The 18,132-nt window shown below is 31.5% G+C and carries 18 protein-coding genes; 14 read left to right on the top strand and 4 right to left on the bottom strand.

All coding sequences use genetic code 11. The annotated features are described in order from the left end of the window. The first annotated feature begins 65 nt into the window (after positions 1-65). From M3P09_RS12805 to M3P09_RS12780, 6 genes are all read left to right on the top strand, one after another. Positions 66-839: a HEPN domain-containing protein gene (locus M3P09_RS12805; RefSeq protein WP_249973443.1), complete on the top strand. Its 774-nt coding sequence runs from the start codon at positions 66-68 to the stop codon at positions 837-839. 427 nt (positions 840-1,266) lie between these two features. Beyond that, a complete protein-coding gene (locus tag M3P09_RS12800) occupies positions 1,267-1,791 on the top strand; it encodes a YybH family protein (protein WP_249973442.1) in 525 nt (174 codons plus the stop codon). A 259-nt stretch (positions 1,792-2,050) separates the two neighbouring features. Next, complete coding sequence (locus M3P09_RS12795) at positions 2,051-2,374, top strand: YtxH domain-containing protein (RefSeq protein WP_099563143.1); 324 nt, start codon at positions 2,051-2,053, stop codon at positions 2,372-2,374. Positions 2,375-2,508: 134 nt separating this feature from the next. Next, the gene (locus M3P09_RS12790; protein WP_249973441.1) at positions 2,509-2,907 is read left to right on the top strand and encodes a hypothetical protein; all 399 of its coding nucleotides are present in this window, start codon (positions 2,509-2,511) and stop codon (positions 2,905-2,907) included. Between the two features lie 113 nt (positions 2,908-3,020). Beyond that, complete coding sequence (locus M3P09_RS12785) at positions 3,021-3,851, top strand: glycoside hydrolase family 16 protein (RefSeq protein WP_249973440.1); 831 nt, start codon at positions 3,021-3,023, stop codon at positions 3,849-3,851. Between the two features lie 6 nt (positions 3,852-3,857). Next, entirely contained in the window at positions 3,858-5,300 is a 1,443-nt protein-coding gene (locus M3P09_RS12780) for an MltF family protein (RefSeq protein ID WP_249973439.1), read from the top strand. Positions 5,301-5,363: 63 nt separating this feature from the next. On the opposite strand, the gene M3P09_RS12775 is transcribed toward M3P09_RS12780, so the two are convergent. The 3 genes from M3P09_RS12775 to M3P09_RS12765 are packed head-to-tail and all read right to left on the bottom strand — an operon-like array spanning position 5,364 to position 7,627. Further along, positions 5,364-5,936, bottom strand: coding sequence for a GNAT family N-acetyltransferase (locus tag M3P09_RS12775; RefSeq protein WP_099563140.1), 573 nt, complete (start codon positions 5,934-5,936; stop codon positions 5,364-5,366). 14 nt (positions 5,937-5,950) lie between these two features. Continuing rightward, a complete protein-coding gene (locus M3P09_RS12770; protein WP_249973438.1) occupies positions 5,951-6,982 on the bottom strand; it encodes a glycosyl hydrolase family 18 protein in 1,032 nt (343 codons plus the stop codon). A gap of 9 nt (positions 6,983-6,991) precedes the next feature. After that, a complete protein-coding gene (locus M3P09_RS12765; RefSeq protein ID WP_249973437.1) occupies positions 6,992-7,627 on the bottom strand; it encodes an alpha/beta hydrolase in 636 nt (211 codons plus the stop codon). A gap of 130 nt (positions 7,628-7,757) precedes the next feature. Between M3P09_RS12765 and M3P09_RS12760 the strand changes: the two genes are divergently transcribed. From M3P09_RS12760 to M3P09_RS12730, 7 genes are all read left to right on the top strand, one after another. Continuing rightward, the gene (locus tag M3P09_RS12760) at positions 7,758-10,379 is read left to right on the top strand and encodes a c-type cytochrome (RefSeq protein ID WP_249973436.1); all 2,622 of its coding nucleotides are present in this window, start codon (positions 7,758-7,760) and stop codon (positions 10,377-10,379) included. Between the two features lie 6 nt (positions 10,380-10,385). Further along, positions 10,386-11,096 (top strand): 3-keto-disaccharide hydrolase, encoded by a 711-nt coding sequence (locus M3P09_RS12755; protein ID WP_249973435.1) that lies wholly within the window; start codon positions 10,386-10,388, stop codon positions 11,094-11,096. A 53-nt stretch (positions 11,097-11,149) separates the two neighbouring features. Continuing rightward, positions 11,150-11,578, top strand: coding sequence for a PaaI family thioesterase (locus tag M3P09_RS12750; RefSeq protein ID WP_249973434.1), 429 nt, complete (start codon positions 11,150-11,152; stop codon positions 11,576-11,578). Further along, on the top strand, positions 11,578-12,717 hold the full coding sequence (locus M3P09_RS12745; protein WP_249973433.1) for a chorismate-binding protein: 1,140 nt from the start codon (positions 11,578-11,580) through the stop codon (positions 12,715-12,717). Before M3P09_RS12750 ends, M3P09_RS12745 begins: the two co-directional genes overlap by 1 nt. Before the next feature lie 39 nt (positions 12,718-12,756). Beyond that, the gene (menD, locus tag M3P09_RS12740; RefSeq protein ID WP_249973432.1) at positions 12,757-14,514 is read left to right on the top strand and encodes a 2-succinyl-5-enolpyruvyl-6-hydroxy-3-cyclohexene-1-carboxylic-acid synthase; all 1,758 of its coding nucleotides are present in this window, start codon (positions 12,757-12,759) and stop codon (positions 14,512-14,514) included. Positions 14,515-14,606: 92 nt separating this feature from the next. Beyond that, the gene (locus M3P09_RS12735) at positions 14,607-14,945 is read left to right on the top strand and encodes a DUF2853 family protein (protein WP_099563132.1); all 339 of its coding nucleotides are present in this window, start codon (positions 14,607-14,609) and stop codon (positions 14,943-14,945) included. A 150-nt stretch (positions 14,946-15,095) separates the two neighbouring features. After that, positions 15,096-15,926, top strand: a complete 831-nt coding sequence (locus tag M3P09_RS12730) for a CvfB family protein (protein ID WP_249973431.1) — start codon at positions 15,096-15,098, stop codon at positions 15,924-15,926. Here the strand turns inward: M3P09_RS12730 and M3P09_RS12725 are convergent. Further along, positions 15,918-16,334: a hypothetical protein gene (locus M3P09_RS12725; protein WP_249973430.1), complete on the bottom strand. Its 417-nt coding sequence runs from the start codon at positions 16,332-16,334 to the stop codon at positions 15,918-15,920. The two genes, M3P09_RS12730 and M3P09_RS12725, sit on opposite strands and share 9 nt — an antisense overlap. Positions 16,335-16,666: 332 nt before the next feature. On the opposite strand from M3P09_RS12725, the gene mnmE reads away from it, so the two are divergent. Continuing rightward, positions 16,667-18,064 (top strand): tRNA uridine-5-carboxymethylaminomethyl(34) synthesis GTPase MnmE, encoded by a 1,398-nt coding sequence (gene mnmE, locus M3P09_RS12720; RefSeq protein WP_099563129.1) that lies wholly within the window; start codon positions 16,667-16,669, stop codon positions 18,062-18,064. Positions 18,065-18,132: the final 68 nt, after the last annotated feature.

The raw sequence follows: 18,132 nt of genomic DNA, 5'->3' as shown, positions 1-18,132 counted from the left end.
AACTTCGCTTATCAAAAGATATAAAACATTAAAACGATTTCATATCAAGTCGTTAGGTACAATTTATGCTCTCAATTAAAATTACAGATAATTTAATATCAGGACCATTTTCAAGTTTGTTAACTTCTATATCAATCATGAATCATCAAATCATGATGTCGACTCAATTTACTGAAGAGGAATGTGAGATTTGGAAAAAATCAATGAGTATTTATTTAGAAAAAGAACAATCATCAATTTACATACATTCAATTTCAGAGAGCACTGCTCAGTCTTCCAATTACTTATTAAATGAATTAAGAAAAAGTACTATTGTTTCAGCAATAATAAGCTTCACATCTTCATTCGAGTATTATTTAAAAGAAATCATTGAATTAAGTCTACAAAGGAATTCAAGTTTAAGAAAAAAAGCATTTAGTAAGTTAGAAATATCAGCATTAGAACTTGAAAAAGACATAGAGTTAAATGAAATAAAAAAAAGAACATTTAGGATAATATCTGCAGACAAATCTAAAGGACAACTATTTAGTGAAAAGATGAAAAGAGCTTCAACGTTTTTAGCAATTCCTGATATTCGTGGTGCAAAAAACTTATTTCATACATTAGATTCTATTTGGAAGTTAAGAAATGAATTTGCTCACACTAATACGAATTTCAATAGAACTTATGAAATAAACACATTAAAGAAAAACTTATTATTAAAACCTGAATCAACAAAAGAAGAGTACTTAAAATTCACTTTTGAATTAATAAATATCTTTAATACTTTTTTATACTATATGGAAGAATGGGATAAATCTGTATTAGATAAATGGGAAGCTAATGATTTTGTACATTAATAAACTATACCTAACAACGCGTATAGGTCATTGCGTCTGATTTTCCTTTCGGAAAATCCTCGCTGCTGAACAAATTGGTTTCTGTTTAATTGCTATCTTAGTTCTCAACGCAACGAAACCCCCGCTACCGCTAGTTTAAAAACTAGTGGCGTTAAAGATTGGCACAGTCAAGGTTAAGGAAATAAATAAATTGTCGCCACTAGCTAGAGCTAGCGGTAGCGTTGTGTAAATCTTTTCACGTTAATCATAAAACACTTTCTACTCAGGACTTAGTTTTTCTGGTTTTTAATAACATATTACAACCTTTATTCATTTACTAATTCTGGTAGTTTTATGATAATTCACTTATTTTCAGTATTTTGGGTTATTGCCTCTCCTTAAGTAAATAGTTTTTAGCATTTTATACTAACCAACTAAATATATCATTATGAAAACAAAATTTGCATTAGCATGTATTATGATTTTCAGCTTTTTAATTATCGGCTGTAAGCAAAAAGAGCAAGTTCCAGTAATTGAAGAAGTGAAAATTGATCTTATTAACGACGAATTTCCTGAAGCTAAGCAGGAGGTTATAGAAACCTTTGAAGCCATTGCGCAAAGCATTAAAGATGGAGATATTGATAAACTAATTTCTTTTCATGCTTACGGACCTAAGTTTACCGAATTTAAAAACGGAGAGCCTCACAATGGAAGTAAGGCTAATGAAGAACACGAAAGAACAATATTTAGTTCTGTAACAGAAGTTGTAAAGCTTGATGCTAATGATATAAAAGTGGCTGTATACGGTGATGTAGCTAATGTAACCTTTCATTCCGATTTCCATCTTAAATTTGGTGATGACCTTGTTGTAGTTAATGATCAAATTACTTTGCTATTTGTTAAAACAGATGAAGGCTGGAGGATAGTGCATGAGCACCATTCCCCTTTAAAAAAAGAAGAGGAAGCTAAATAGCTGTACACCATGATTTGAATGCGTCACCCTGAATTTATTTCAGGGTCTCACTTTAGTATTTTATAAATCATAGAAATGTGATTCTGAAACAAGTTCAGAATGACGTTTTCTACGCTATATTAATAATTAATAGCGATTTGAATTAAAGTTTGGGTCGCTTTTTTTGCGCTTAATTGTTTGGAAAACAGCTTGTTTGTAACAATTAGGTAAGTTTTACTACTTATAAATAAAACAGTTTAACTATTTAAAAGAAAATAATATGATTCATTATAAAGGCGCCATAGCATTAGGCGTATTATTAGGAGCAGCAGCGGGTGTATTATTGGCGCCAGAAAAAGGAAAAGTAACCAGAGACACCCTTAAAAAAGAAGGTAAAGAAATTAAAGAGCAAATTACTCAAGATTTTTCAGAAGTTAAAGAAGATGTATCAAAAGCAGCAGCTTCTGGTAAAGAAAAATTAAAGGAAGACATTAAAAAGTTAGCCTCTAAAACAAGTTACAAAACAGAGCAAGCCATTACTTTTTTAGAAAAGCAATTAGCCATTTTAAAAGAAAAGAATAAGTCGTTGCAACAAACGGCTTAAAAGCTTTTAAAATTGGTAACTTTAATGTTTACCACTTTTATTTTATAATTCCATTTTTTCAACAAATATTAGGAAGTAGATTTTTTTTGCTAGATTTATAGGAGAACTACAGAAAAAATTAAACACTTAATATCATGAAAAAAATAGTATTACTTGTAATTATGTTAGCATATAGTACATCATATGCTCAAACAACAAAACTTAGAGCTACTAATTTAAATGATAAGTACGAAAACGTATTCTACAAATCGCCACAAAAGTATAATAACCAAGAGCAGGCATTTAAAGTAAGTAGAATTACGTATTCTTCAAATTATATAGGTTCTAAATCTAAAAACATGTACCAAATTTCTATTTATGGTACAGTAAACAATAAAAAGGAGCAGATTGTATATAATGCCAAATCTATTGATGAAATAGAACACTATAAGAATGTGTTTAACGGCCGCTATAAGAAAATTTTACTATTTGTGCATGCTAATAAAGTCCAGTCAAAAACGCATTATAACACATCAATTTCTGTAGAGTATTAAGAGGCTTTTTATATAGCTAATAGAAAGCGATAGCCACTGCCGCAACTTATATTATTTTTTTTAGTTTAAAGTAAACAGTATATTTAGAATATATTTTTTATTCCATCAAACTTATGCGCTTTTCATTATTAATAGTATTACTATGTGTTTGTTTTTCAACAACGTATTGTGCCAAATCTAAGAGTAAATCAAATATAAAATTTGACACATTAGTTTGGTCTGATGAGTTTAATAACAGTGGCCCTATAGATTCAACAAAATGGTTTCATCAAACACAAATACCTGCAGGAGGAGACTGGTATGGCGGGTTAATAAACCATTATACAAATAGAATAGAAAACTCGTATGTAGAAGACGGGTTTTTAAATATAGCTGCTAGGAAAGAAATATTTAACGATCAGGGAGAAATTAAAGCATACACCTCGGCAAGGTTAAATTCAAAATTCGCTTTTACTTATGGTCGAGTAGAGGTGCGCGCAAAAATGCCTACAGGTGTTGGTACTTGGCCAGCTATATGGATGCTTAACAAAAATATAGATGAACCAGGGGCGTACTGGCAAAAACAAGGCTTCGGAACGACTTATTGGCCTGTTTGTGGCGAAATTGATATTTTGGAACATTGGGGAAAAAAGCAAAATCGTATTCAAAGTGCTGTACATACAGGAGCTAGTGCAGGAGATGATGTCGTGAATCTTGGAGGTCGAGTAATAGAGAATGTTTCAAATCAATTTCATATCTATAGTTTAGAGTGGTACGAGAATAAAATGATATTTAGTGTTGATGATGTAGTACATTATGAATACGAACCAGCTGAAAGAAACTCTGATACTTGGCCATTTACAACGGATCAATATATTTTATTGAATATTGCTATAGAACCAGATATAGATCCTTCTTTTGAAGAAAGCAGTATGGTGGTTGATTATATAAGAGTTTATCAATAACGTTTAATGAAAAAGAAAGTTGGTTTAAATATAAACATAAGGCTACTTTATCTGGTTTTGTTTCTTTTTTTTTGCTGCGAAAAAGAGACAATAAACAAAAATGAAATACCTGAAACTAACGAAAAATGGGATTTAGAACAAATTAAAGCATCTGGAACTTTAAGAGCTTTAACAGTATATAGTGGAACATCTTACTTTTTATACAAAGGACGCCCTATGGGGTATGAATTTGAGCTACTAGAGCGATTCGCAGAATACTTGGATGTGGATTTAGAAATAATAGTAGTTAATAATGCTAATGATCTTTTTGAAAAATTAAATAATGGAGAAGGCGATATTATAGCACATGGCTTAACTATTACTAACGATAGAAAAGAGTACGTTTCTTTTACTAACCATTTATATTTAACCAAGCAGGTTTTGGTACAAAAGAAGCCAGATAATTGGCGCAGTATATCTTGGGGAAAACTAAAAAAGGCCTTAGTACATGATCCCATAGATTTATTAGGTGATACTATTTCTGTAAGAAGTGAGACATCATATAAAGAAAGAATATCTAGCTTGTCTGAAGAGTTAGGAGGAACAATACATATAAACTTAATGTCTGGAGAATTGGCTACTGATGAAATAATTAAAAAAGTTGCTGATGGAGAAATTAAATATACCATAGCAGATAATAACATTGCTAGTATTATGGGTACCTATTATCCTGTTTTAGATGTTAAGTTGCCTGTTAGTTTTTCTCAACGTATAGCATGGGCTACAAGACATGACTCTCAAGATTTATTAAATGCTACAAATGATTGGTTAAAACAAATAAAAAGAAAAATAGACTTTAATGTTATTTATAACAAATACTTCAAAAACAAGAAATACTATAAACGACGAATAAAGAGTAATTTTTATAGCTTAAACAAACAGCAAATTAGCCCTTATGATGGTTTAATAAAAAAATACACAAAACCATTAAATTGGGATTGGCGACTTGTGGCTTCTCAAGTTTATCAAGAATCAAAATTTGACCCTAGAGTAAGTTCTTGGGCAAAGGCATCTGGGTTAATGCAATTAATGCCTAAAACAGCTGAAGAGCTTGGAGTAACTAATAGATCGGACCCTGAACAAAGTATAAAAGGAGGGACAAAATATTTAAAACAATTATGGAAGAATTTTGAGCATATAACAGATTCAATTCAACGGACTAAATTTGTATTGGCTTCTTATAACTGTGGTTTGGGGCATGTTTTTGATGCACAAAGATTAGCAGAAGTAGAAGGGCTCCAAAAAGATGTTTGGGATGATCATGTTGAAACTACAATTTTAAAACTAAGTAAAGCTAAACATTACAATCACCCCGTAGTAAAATATGGTTATGTTCGTGGTTTAGAGCCGTATAATTACGTAAAACAAATTTTTGAAAGATATAAGCATTATACCCAGTTTATAGAATAAAAAACGACTATAATTGCTAAAAATGATTGTTTTTAACGTCAGAGAATGAAAAGGTTAACCTCTCTAAAATCCATCAAAAACAGTTTCTTTAATTTTTGGCCATTCCTCTTTTAAAATACCATAACAGCATGTACTACGCTTAAAACCATCAAGCATTAAGGTGTCCTTGCGCATAATACCTTCAAGAGTTGCGCCTAATTTTTCAACGGCTTTTCTAGAACGTATATTACGTTCGTCTACTCTAAAGGCTACTTTATCAACTTCTAAAGATTCAAAGGCATGCTGTAACATTAAAAACTTCATGTTCTTGTTAAGCCCTGTACCTTGAAATTCTCTACCAATCCATGTTGATCCAATTTCAACCACTTTATTTTTCCAGCTAATATTCATAAAATGCGAATTTCCAGCATACCTACTAGTTTGTTTATCAAATACTATAAAAGGAATAGTGGTTTTATGGTAATAACCATCAACAGCCTTTTGAACATAGGCTTTTAAATCGTTTGGAGTATCAATTTTACTAGGTGAGAATTGTACTAAATTAGGTTGCTGAGCAATGGGAGCTAAGTGTTCGTAGTTACTTAAATCTAAAAGCGACAGTTTAACACGATTGTTTTCTAGGGTAGGTACTTTCATTACTGTTTTTATTATCAAGGTTCGTTACCGCATAAGCCAGTAGTTTTTACTTTTAGCGATGTAAATCTATTATGTATGGTTGATAGTAGCGAGTAAGAATTGAATGCATCTTGACCCAATTCCCATATCATAATGCCACCAACTTCGTTTTGTGCTAATTCGACTTTTGCTTCAATGGTTGGTATGCCATTATAATATGTACTACCAGTTTTGTCTACGTTTGCCAGTGCCGCATCAGAGGCTATTATATCTTGAAAGGAAACGCCAGTTACAGGATTATTACTAAAATTATAACCATAAAAAGGCACGCCTAGAGTTAGTTTTTCTTTAGGAATTTTAGTTGTGTTTCTCCAAAAATTAATACCAGCCTCTGAAAATTGAAAAGAGCTATGCTGCCCAGGATTATTAGGGTTCCATGGACCAGTAGCATCATAAGACATAATATTAATAAAATCGAAGGCTTGCAATGCACTATCTGTTATGTTTCCAAACCGAGTATTATTTGGTAATGCAGCGGTAATAATTTTATTATGCGAATCTAAGGCAGTCTTTAATTCTGTAACAAAACCACTATAGCCTATAGTTACATGGTCCCACTCTAAATCTACATCAACGCCGTCTAAATTATTTGCAAGCACATAATCTACTATTTTGGTAATAAATGCAGGTCTATTAGTTTCAATATCAATTAAGTCGCTCCAGTTGTCTGCGACCTCTGGAGTTAGACTACCACCTGCGAGAGAAATGCAAATTATTATATTAGGATTTGCAGTTCTTGCCTGATTTATTACATCAGCAATAGAAGGCATAATTAAATCCCCTGAAACATCGGGGTTTGCAAAAGCCAAATTTAGATGCGTAATTTTACAATAATCTATTTTAGAGCTTTGACTAAACCTATAGCTTGGTAAATAACCTATTACTTTTGCAGTTTCATTAAATGGAGTCACTTGTTCCTCTTCTGACTCATCAGTATTACTGCTGCAATTGTAGAGTTGAATGAAAACCGATAAAAATAAAATAAACAGTAGAGGTTTGTTTTTCATTTTGAATAATTAAACTAATTGATTAATAATCTCAATATTCACTTCATGTTTACCATCAAACATAATAACATTTAAATAATCTTTAAATAAAAGTTTTGCTTTTTTAGTTTCAGATGCTAAACGTTCTGTAGTTAAATATTCGTCATGTGTTCCACAAACTAAATTTACTTTGGCATTTAAAAACGCAAAATCTTCAGCATTTAATTCTTTGGGAATACCACCAGAATGTAATATTAATTGTGTACACTGTAATTTACGTTTTGCAACATAACGTAAAGCAACACTAACACCTTGCGAATATCCAAGAACAATTAAATTAGTAGTATTTGGAATATTTTCTGCTTCAAAAATAGCATCAAAATTTCGCATCACATTTTCGGTGTCTTTCACAGTATTCTCTTTAGTTAACCAACTTGCGCCAACGTGCTTAAAACCAGGTTGAATATAATACTTACTACCTGCTTGTGGTGCAATAATATAGTTTTCTTCAGTATTTAATCCTTTAAAATATTTTAAAAAATACCTGCTTAAATATCCCATGCCATGGCAAACAAACCAAACATTTTTAGTCGATTCTGTAAGCGTATTTAGAGTAGAATAGGAATTTGATATGTTATATGATATTTCTTTTTCCTGTGGATGCATTAATGTTTTTTTTGTTTTAAAGATTAAAAATACATCATCTTATATTCTTAATGCTATATTAAGCCATAATATTTATTAGATTTATGGGGTCATACCTAACCGAATTATTAACTATTCCAAAATAATGATTATGAAGAAATCTTTTTCAAGATACTTAGCTATAAGTTTTACATGCCTTGTTATAATTGCTTGCTCATCTGATCCAGAAACAATTATAACAGAGCGGATAACACAGCAAGGAATTACTATGCCTAAAGGTTTTGAAATCGAAAAGCTTTATAGCCCAGGAGAACATAATCAAGGATCGTGGGTTAGTGTTACTAAAGACGATAAAGGGCGTTTGTATGCTTCTGATCAATACGGAAATATATATAGAGTGACTTTACCAAATGTTGAGAATAAACAAGATTCTGTTCAGGTTAAAAAACTTAACGTAACCATAGGTATGGCTCAAGGCTTACTTTGGCATAATAAAAATTTATATGCCTTGGTAAATGCGCATCCAGATAACGAATTAAAGATTCATAGTGGTTTTTATAAAATAACAGATGCAAATGATGATGATGATTTTGATACTGTAAGTATGTTGCGGTCTTTTGATGGTGATGGAGAACACGGACCACATAATATTGTACTGGCACCCGATGGGAAATCATTATACTTAGTTTTAGGGAATCATACTGATATTCCAGAAGATATTGAAAGTACAATCCCTAAAAATTGGGGTGAAGATAATTTGCTGCCAGTTATAAAAGATCCTAGCGGCCATGCAAATGATAGGAAAGCTCCAGGAGGATGGGTTGTTAAAACGGATTTTGAAGGTAAAGACTGGACTATTTTAAGTGTAGGGCTTAGAAATACATACGATATAGCTTTTAATCATGATGGTGAGTTATTTGCTTTTGATTCTGATATGGAATATGATATGGGAATGCCTTGGTATAGACCCATTAGGCTTTGCCATTTAACAAGTGGTAGTGATTTTGGATGGCGAACAGGAACTGGGAAATTTGCTCCAGAATATCCAGATAATTTACCAGGCATTGCTAATTTAGGTCAGGGTTCTCCAACAGGACTTCTTCAAGGTAATGGTTTAAAATTTCCTGCTTATTACCAAAAGGGGTTGTATCTTTTTGATTGGAGTTATGGAACCATGTATTTTGCAAATTTAACACCAAAAGGAAGCAGTTATACCGCAGAGGTAACTGAATTTTTATCGGGAGTGCCATTACCACTAACTAATGGTATTGTAGGGAATGATGGTGCTTTATATTTTTTAACAGGAGGAAGACGCTTAGAATCAGCATTGTATAAGGTAACCTATACAGGAACACGTTCTAATGAGATGCAAAAACTATCTGAAAACACTTCAGGAAAAAATAAAAGAATACTGCGAAAAAAGATTGAAGCTTTTCAAATAAAAAAAGATGCAACTCAAATTGATTTTCTTGTAGAAAACTTAAGTGATGAAGATAGATATATAAGATACGCTTCGAGAGTCGCTTTAGAAAATCAAGATGTAAATATTTGGAAATACAAAGTCGCTAGAGGAGATAATACTTTAAGAAAAATAGCTGTAGCTATTGCCATTGCTCACCAAGGACAAAACAATGATAGAATAATGGCATTAAAAACGCTGTTAGAAATGGATTGGGAAATTTTAAATGAAACAGAAAAAACAGATTTTTTAAGAGCGGTAGAATTATTAATAATTAGAACTGAGGAAAAAATGGATTTATCGTTGAGTACTTCAATTAAGGACAAACTATTACCATTTTATTTGAAAGAATCTCATTTAGTAAATAAACAATTATGCGCTTTGTTTAGTTATTTAGATGTACCAGAAATTTTAGAACCTACCATTTATAAAATGGAAAACGACACCATTACATCAAATTTGAAATCAATTTATTTGTCTGGAGATATTTCTAAACGTAGTGATCAATATGGTAAGGATGTAGAGAACATGCTCAAGAACATGCCTAATCAGCAAAATATAAGTTATGCTAAGAGTTTAAGTGAAATAAAAACAGGTTGGACAAAAGCTTTAAGAGAACGTTATTTTAGATGGTACAATAGAGCTTTAAAAAAATCTGGAGGTAAGCAATATTCTAATTTTATAAAAGCAATACAGCGTAAGGCGTTAGATAATGTTATTGTAGATGAAAGAGCATATTTTGAATCTTTATCTACTGAATCTATGAGCCAGCAAGCAAATTTGATGAAAGATGTAAAAATGCCAGTAGGTCCAGGTAAAAATTATGCAGTTTCAGATGTTGAAAAAGCATATAAAGCAAATAAGCAAAACGCGGATTTTAAAAGTGGAGAAAATTTATTTAGAGCCTCGTTATGCGTTTCGTGCCATAGCGTTAAAGGCGTTGGAGGGAATTCGGGTCCAGAACTTACTCAACTGGGGACGCGTTTCTCTATTAAGGATATGGCTGAAGCTATAATACATCCTTCAAAAGCAGTTTCAGACCGCTATAGGAATACCATATACCATTTAAATAATGGTAATTCAATTACAGGACGACTTATTAACGAGACCGAAAATGAAATAGAAATAAGTGTTAATGCATTCTCACCAGATATTACCAGTAAAATAAACAAAAAGGATATTTTAAAAAAAGAAATAGCATCCCAGTCTGCAATGCCTACCGGTTTAATTAATGGTTTAAACGAGAAAGAATTAAGTGATTTGATGGCTTTCTTGATAGCTGGAGGTGATAAAAGTAATAAGGTTTATAATTAGAATTTTATGAATAGCAAAAACCTCCTTATTAAGGGACTAGCTTTAGCAATAATAATTGCTTTTTTGTCTAGTTGTAATTTGATTTCTAAAAATAAATCAGATAATATTATATTGTTTAATGGAGAAAATCTTGAAGGATGGAAAGGAGATGTTAATGTTTGGTCAGTTGAAGATGGTTGTATTGTTGGAAAGAATACTGATGAATATAAATTGAAGCAAAACACTTTTTTAATTCATAAAAACGAATTTTCAAATTTCGAACTAAAATTTCAGTATAAAATAATTGGAGGAAATAGTGGTGTACAATATAGAGCAAAAGTACTTGATGAAGATTTGTTTGTAGTTGGCGGTTATCAAGCCGATATGGAAGCAGGAAATAATTATTCGGGTATTTTATATGAAGAAAAGGGTAGAGGTATTATTGCAAATAGAGGAGAACAAGTTACTGTTTTGGAAAACGGTGAAAAAGAAGTTAAAACCTTTACAACATCAAAGGCGATTCAAAGTAAAATATATAATGAAGCGTGGAATGACTATAAAATTGTTGCTAACGGTAACCATTTACAACATTTTATAAATGATATTAAAACAATAGACGTTATAGATAAAGAAGTTGGTGCTAATTCAAACTCTGGAGTTATAGCACTGCAAGTACATACAGGACCTAATATGAAGGTTTATTATAAAAACCTTGAAATCAAAATTATTCGTCATTGATTTTTAACTATAAGTAATGTACTTTTGTTGCGATTTTATAAACACACTATTATATGCAATTATCTAAAGAAGACGTTTTAGCTAAAGCTAATAAGGCCTGTAAAAACACTTTAATGGAAACTTTAGAGATTGAGGTTGTAGATTTTGGTGATAACTTTTTAGTTGCTAAAATGCCAGTAAATTCAAGAGTGTATCAACCAGATGGTGTATTGCATGGTGGAGCAACTGCAGCATTAGCAGAAAGCGTAGGGAGTTTTGCATCACATATTTTTATAGACACTGAAAAATTCTTTGTACGCGGTATAGAAATTACTGCCAATCATTTAAAAAGTGTTACAGAAGGTTTCGTTTATGCCAAAGCTACTTTTTTGCATAGAGGCAGAACTACACAATTGTTAGATATTAGAGTAACTGATGATGCTGATAATTTAATATCTATTTGTAGACTTTCTACCATTTCATTACCAAAAAAGAAGAGTTAATGACTTTGGAAGATTTTTTTAATCGTATTGAAACCCATTACCGTAACAAAATTCCTTTTGTAGTTTATAGAAAGCCCAATGAAGATGTTATAAAAGCACTACTTCAAGAAACTAACGATTTGCATTTTACTAAAGATTTTACCGAACAAGGATTTGTGTTTTCTCCTTTTGATGATTCAGAGAATTCGGTTTTGATACCAACTGAAGCTTCAGAAACAATTTCTGTTTCCAAAGTTGTATCGAGCACCTCGACTTCGCTCGGTATAAACCCCGTCGAGATGCCTTTAGTAGGGAAGTATACAGACGAAAACTCTAAAAAGCGTCATATCAATCTTGTAAAAAAGGGGATAAATGCTATTAACAATAATGAATTTGAGAAAGTCGTATTATCTCGAATGGAAGCTATTAATATTTCTGAGCCAAATCCGATTTCAATTTTTAAAAACCTTTTAAATCTTTATACATCAGCATTTATATATTGTTGGTATCACCCAAAAGTAGGGCTGTGGCTAGGTGCAACACCCGAAACTTTAATAAAAATAGAGGGCAAGCAATTTTCTATTATGGCTTTGGCTGGCACACAAGATTATGAGGGGACTTTAGATGTGGTTTGGCAAGAAAAAGAGAAAGAAGAACAACACATTGTTACAGATTTTATTATTGAAAGCTTAAAACCTTTAGTCGAAAAAATAAGCACATCGCAAACCGAAACCGTAAAGGCTGGAAACTTATTGCATTTAAAAACGATGATTTCTGCAAGATTACAATCAAATTCAAGTCTAAAAGATGTAGTTTCTGTATTGCATCCAACACCAGCTGTTTGTGGGTTTCCAAAGATGAGTGCTAAACAATTCATTTTAAAAAATGAAGGCCATAATCGCGAATTTTACACAGGTTTTTTGGGAGAATTAAACTTAGAAACGATTAAGTCACCTCGTTCAGGAAAGCGTAATATAGAAAATAGAGCTTATGCCATAACTAAAAAAAGCACACAGTTGTATGTTAATTTGCGTTGCATGCAAATAAAAAGCCACCAAGCTTTAATTTATGTTGGTGGTGGTATTACAAAAAGCTCTGATGCAGTGAGTGAGTGGGAAGAAACAGTATCAAAATCCTTAGTTATTAAAAACGTTTTGTAATTAGCATTTTAACTGCCTAATTTCTTATTTTTGTGCGACATGAAATACCCAAAAATTCCGCTAGCGCAAACCGTTATACAGCTCTGTAAAGCAAAAGGTATAAAGCATATTATTATTTCTCCGGGCAGCAGAAGTGCACCATTAACTATTGGTTTTACTAATAATCCTTACTTTAAGTGTTATAGTATTGTTGACGAACGTTGTGCTGCATTTTTTGCTTTAGGTATAGCGCAACAATTACAAGAACCCACTGCTGTGGTTTGTACTTCTGGTAGTGCTTTGTTAAATTATTACCCTGCTGTAGCAGAAGCTTTTTATAGCGATATTCCATTGTTAGTTTTATCGGCAGACAGACCAAAACATTTAATTGGTGTTGGAGACGGACAAACCATAAATCAACCCAATGTATTTGAAAATCATATTTTGTATTCAGCTAACTTAAAGTTGGATCTAGATGATCAAGCAGAGGAAGAAGAGGAGTTACCTATTTTTAAAAATTTAGAAAATAAGCTTGAAACCTTATTAGGTTTAAAGCAAGGCATTCAAGAATATAACGAAGTTGAAATAAACAAAGCCATAAATATTGCATCTTCAAAGCATGGACCAGTACATATTAATATTCCATTTGATGAACCTTTGTATGATATGATTGATGAGCCAACGGTACACCCCAAAACAATTTCTATTGAAGAGAATATTTTGCAAATTGAACCTTCAGTTTTAAACGATTGTATTAAAAATTGGAGTGAAGCTTCAAAGAAAATGATATTGGTTGGTGTGAGCCAACCCAATACTATAGAGCAAAAATGGTTAGATACTTTAGCAAACGATGACAGTGTGATTGTGTTTACCGAAACGACTTCGAATTTGCATCACGAAGATTTTTTTCCAAGTATAGATAAAATAATTGCACCTTTTAATAACGAAAATTTCATAAACTTACAACCAGATATCTTATTAACGTTTGGGGGTTTAATTGTATCAAAAAAGATTAAAGCTTTTTTACGTAAGTATAAACCAAAGCATCATTGGCATGTAGATACAAAGAAAGCAAATGACACATTTTTTAGTTTAGATAAATTTATTAAAACAACACCAAATCAATTTTTAGAAAACCTTTTAGATGATGTTTCTAAAGCAAGGGAAAGTGATTATAAACATACCTGGACATCTATAAAATCAATACGCCTTAATAAACACAATGACTATTTGAAAGCTATTAATTTTAGCGATTTAAAAGCCTTCGAAGTTATTTTGAATGCTATTCCAGATGATACCATATTGCAGCTAGGAAACAGCTCTACTGTGCGCTACGCGCAATTATTCGACTTAAATAGTACATTAGAAGTGTTTTGCAACAGAGGCACTAGTGGTATAGATGGCAGTACATCTACTGCTATAGGTTGTGCAGTAGCTAATGCTAAACAAACCACATTAATTTCTGGAGATTTAAGTTTTATATACGATAGTAATGCGTTATGGAATAACTATATACCCAATAATTTTAGAATTATAGTTATTAATAATCAAGGGGGCGGTATTTTTAGAATTCTTCCTGGTCATAAAAACACTGAAAATTTTGATGCTTATTTTGAAACAAAGCATCGGTTATCGGCAGAGCATTTGTGCAAAATGTATGGTTTTGAATACAATAGTGTTTCAAATGAATCGAATTTAATTTATAACTTAAATTCATTTTACTCATTAGGCAATCAACCAAAATTATTGGAGGTTTTTACTCCAAAAAACTTAAATGATGAGGTTTTACTTCAATATTTTAAGTTTATTGGACAATAAAGTGACTTTCTATAATTCTGTGTGTCTAAAAAATAGTTATCTTTAAAAGGTATTTTACAAATTTCACAAACACATTAAAAAACTATTTAATTATGAGTAAAAGAGACGAACTTATTGCAAAATATGCAGCTGATTTAAAAGACAAATGCGGCGTTAATGCTGATATGGATTTATTAACTAAAGTTACAATTGGTTGCGGTCCTTCAATTTATAATGCAGATTCTTCTACTGTTTCAGGTTCTGACGAATCAGAATTAGCTACAGTTAAAAACAATTTTTTAATCAAAAAGCTAGGATTAAAAGATGGTGCAGATTTAGATAAAGGGATTGCAGCTGTAATGGATCAATATGGTCAATCAAACAGAAATAAGTATAGAGCAGTTGTATACTATTTATTGACTAAGCATTTCAAAAAAGAGTCTGCTTACTAGTATATAAGTAGTTCAATATAATTTTAAAAGCGTTACAATAATTGTAACGCTTTTTCTTTGTTCTGATTTTTTTTAAATGAAAGAAATATATCCCAGTAGTTTTGTTGTTAACAAATAAATAATCTTCTTCAATATCATTACCTTTGCGCCATGATAGAATTAGGACAAATAAATACATTAGAAATACTTCGCGAAACAGATCATGGCGTTTATTTAATTGATGATGAAGATAACGAAGTATTATTACCAAATAGGTATGTTCCGGAAGCGTTTAAAATTTGGGACAAGCTAGAGGTTTTTGTGTATTTAGATAATGAAGAAAGACCCGTAGCAACTACTGATATGCCTTATATTAAACGCAACGATTTTGCATTATTGAGGTGTAATCAAGTAACTGATTATGGCGCTTTTTTAGATTGGGGGTTAGTTAAAGAGTTATTTTGCCCATTTAAAGAGCAAGCCTTTAAAATGAAACCAGGTGGTTGGTATTTAGTGCATTGCTATTTAGATGAAAAAACCTATAGGCTAGTAGCTTCGAGTAAAACTAATAGATTTTTAGATAACAAAGAGCTTTCAGTTACTGAGTTTGAGGAAGTAGATTTAATAATCTCTCACCCATCCGATATTGGGATGAACGTAATTGTAAATAAAACCCATTTAGGTTTAATTTATAAAGACCAAATTTTTAAAGACATTAGTGTTGGTGATAAGCTAAAGGGAATTGTTAAAAAAATACGTCCAGGTAACAAATTGGATATTGCTTTAGGTCAAATAGGCTACAGGAATATAGAACCGAATGCTGAGCGTATTATGCAAGAGCTAAACGATAATAGTGGCTATATAAATTTAACGGATAAGTCTAGCCCTGATGCAATAAAAGACAAGCTACAAATGAGTAAAAAGAATTTTAAAAAAGCTGTGGGTACTTTGTATAAGCAACGTTTAATTGAGATTAAACCAGATGGTATTTATTTAGCTTGATGCTTCTTCTTGTAGCGATTTCATAACCCATTTTATAGCTTCAAATAAAGATGTAAAGTTCTTTTTGTTAAACTCGAAAAAATGATTTTCAACATCAAATACTTTTTCTGCAAACGAACTATAGGTTACAGTTGCATAAGCAGTTAGATTTTTAAAAGCTTCATTAAAAAGTGGCGCATCAGAAATCAATATAGAGTAAGAGTTTATTCTATTACCTATAAAGCCAAAGTTCGATTTGCCATAGTGTTCTTTTATCAAGGCTTTTGCTTCATGAAAATTATCAAAGCTAATATTTACACCCTCATTGAACTCTGCAATTAAGAAATTTTCAAAAAAGTATAGATTTCCTAATTCTATAGCTTTAATACTTTTTGCTTTTGAGTAAAGGGCACTTTCTGTAATTGACATATCTTTTCATCATAAAAATGGGCGTGCAAATATACTATGCTTGCATAATATATTTGTTAGCTGATATCATTTTTATGAAGAAGGCATCATTTTAAAAATATCTATAGTAATATCATTGATATTTAAAGATTTAGTTACAATTAGTTTAGAAAATATTTGTTATTGATATCATTTTATAATCAAAAAAATTAACAGTAATAATTATTTTGAAAGAAATATCTTTCATAAAAATATTAATGCTGCATATTTAGTTATATCGGCAGAGTAGTACTATAATAATATATTAAAGAATATGTATCAAAACTGGCAAAGCAATTTATTATTTTTGCGTTATGATAAATCAAGATACCATAGTAGCATTAGCAACACCGTCTGGAGCAGGAGCGATTGCAGTTATAAGGCTTTCTGGTAAAAACGCCATTAGTATTTCCGAAAAGCAATTTAAATCAATTTCTGGTAAAATACTAAGTAACCAAGCTACACACACTATACATCTAGGTCATATTATTGATGGAGATAGAACCATAGATGAGGTGTTATTATCAATTTTTAAAAATCCAAACTCTTATACAGGAGAGGATGTTATTGAAATTTCTTGTCATGGCTCTAACTATATTCAGCAAGAAATTATTCAATTATTTCTAAGAAACGGCTGTAGAATGGCAACAGCAGGAGAGTTTACGTTACGTGCTTTTTTAAATGGGAAGCTCGATTTATCTCAAGCTGAAGCAGTAGCAGATTTAATTTCTAGTGATAATGAAGCATCGCATCAAATTGCAATGCAACAAATGCGTGGTGGTTTTTCATCTGAAATATCCAAGTTGCGAGGAGAGTTATTAAATTTTGCTTCGTTAATAGAATTAGAGCTTGATTTTGCTGAAGAAGATGTTGAGTTTGCAGATAGAACTCAATTTAAAGAGCTAATTGAACGTATAATATTGGTCTTAAAGCGATTAATAGATTCGTTTGCTGTTGGTAATGTTATTAAAAATGGCATTCCTGTAGCTATTGTTGGAGAACCTAACGTTGGAAAATCAACTCTTTTAAACGCATTGTTAAATGAAGATCGAGCTATAGTTTCTGATATAGCAGGAACAACAAGAGATACTATTGAAGATGAGATTTCGATTGGAGGTATTGGGTTCCGATTTATAGACACTGCTGGAATTAGAGATACTAAAGACGTTGTAGAAAGTATAGGGATTAAAAAAACTTTTGAGAAAATTGATCAAGCACAAGTGGTTGTTTATTTATTTGAAGCAGATGTTATTTTAAATGATGGAGATAAACTACAAAAGTTGAAAGTTGAAATTGAAAAAATAAAAAATAAATACCCATTAAAACCACTTATTGTTATTGCTAATAAAATAGATATGCTTTCAGAAAAAGCAATTGCTGAATTAAAAAATGAAATCTCTGATGTAGAATTGTTATCTGCAAAAACGAATTTTGGTGTAGATACCTTGCAAAACAAACTCCTTGGTTTTGTAAACACCGGAGCTCTTAGAAATAACGATACAATTATCACTAATACAAGACATTACGATTCGCTATTGAAAGCATTAGAAGAAGTTGAAAAAGTTAAGCTTGGACTGGGTTCTGGCTTATCGGGAGACCTTTTAGCAATTGACATTCGTCAAGCACTTTACTATTTTGGTGAGATTACAGGAGAAATTACAAATGATGACTTGTTAGGTAATATTTTTGCGAATTTCTGTATTGGCAAATAGGTCAAAGTAATTGTTCCGTTTTTATACCATTTTCATTGAAATCCTTATGAATAGGGAGGAGAGGTATG

Origin of the sequence: Jejuia spongiicola, from assembly GCF_023502325.1 — a bacterium.
Taxonomy (GTDB): Bacteria; Bacteroidota; Bacteroidia; order Flavobacteriales; family Flavobacteriaceae; genus Wocania_A; species Wocania_A spongiicola.
The sequence above is the reverse complement of the archived record's forward strand: the minus strand, read 5'-3'. Positions and strand labels throughout refer to the sequence as shown.

Coding starts and splice junctions, on each gene's coding strand:
- M3P09_RS12765 (WP_249973437.1), bottom strand. CDS start 7,627: ATGCATCCACAGGAAAAAGAAATATCATATAACATATCAAATTCCTAT.
- mnmE (WP_099563129.1), top strand. CDS start 16,667: ATGATAAATCAAGATACCATAGTAGCATTAGCAACACCGTCTGGAGCA.
- M3P09_RS12745 (WP_249973433.1), top strand. CDS start 11,578: ATGACTTTGGAAGATTTTTTTAATCGTATTGAAACCCATTACCGTAAC.
- M3P09_RS12780 (WP_249973439.1), top strand. CDS start 3,858: ATGAAAAAGAAAGTTGGTTTAAATATAAACATAAGGCTACTTTATCTG.
- M3P09_RS12735 (WP_099563132.1), top strand. CDS start 14,607: ATGAGTAAAAGAGACGAACTTATTGCAAAATATGCAGCTGATTTAAAA.
- M3P09_RS12805 (WP_249973443.1), top strand. CDS start 66: ATGCTCTCAATTAAAATTACAGATAATTTAATATCAGGACCATTTTCA.
- M3P09_RS12730 (WP_249973431.1), top strand. CDS start 15,096: ATGATAGAATTAGGACAAATAAATACATTAGAAATACTTCGCGAAACA.
- M3P09_RS12725 (WP_249973430.1), bottom strand. CDS start 16,334: ATGTCAATTACAGAAAGTGCCCTTTACTCAAAAGCAAAAAGTATTAAA.
- M3P09_RS12760 (WP_249973436.1), top strand. CDS start 7,758: ATGAAGAAATCTTTTTCAAGATACTTAGCTATAAGTTTTACATGCCTT.
- M3P09_RS12785 (WP_249973440.1), top strand. CDS start 3,021: ATGCGCTTTTCATTATTAATAGTATTACTATGTGTTTGTTTTTCAACA.
- M3P09_RS12800 (WP_249973442.1), top strand. CDS start 1,267: ATGAAAACAAAATTTGCATTAGCATGTATTATGATTTTCAGCTTTTTA.
- M3P09_RS12755 (WP_249973435.1), top strand. CDS start 10,386: ATGAATAGCAAAAACCTCCTTATTAAGGGACTAGCTTTAGCAATAATA.
- M3P09_RS12775 (WP_099563140.1), bottom strand. CDS start 5,936: ATGAAAGTACCTACCCTAGAAAACAATCGTGTTAAACTGTCGCTTTTA.
- M3P09_RS12750 (WP_249973434.1), top strand. CDS start 11,150: ATGCAATTATCTAAAGAAGACGTTTTAGCTAAAGCTAATAAGGCCTGT.
- M3P09_RS12770 (WP_249973438.1), bottom strand. CDS start 6,982: ATGAAAAACAAACCTCTACTGTTTATTTTATTTTTATCGGTTTTCATT.
- menD (WP_249973432.1), top strand. CDS start 12,757: ATGAAATACCCAAAAATTCCGCTAGCGCAAACCGTTATACAGCTCTGT.
- M3P09_RS12790 (WP_249973441.1), top strand. CDS start 2,509: ATGAAAAAAATAGTATTACTTGTAATTATGTTAGCATATAGTACATCA.
- M3P09_RS12795 (WP_099563143.1), top strand. CDS start 2,051: ATGATTCATTATAAAGGCGCCATAGCATTAGGCGTATTATTAGGAGCA.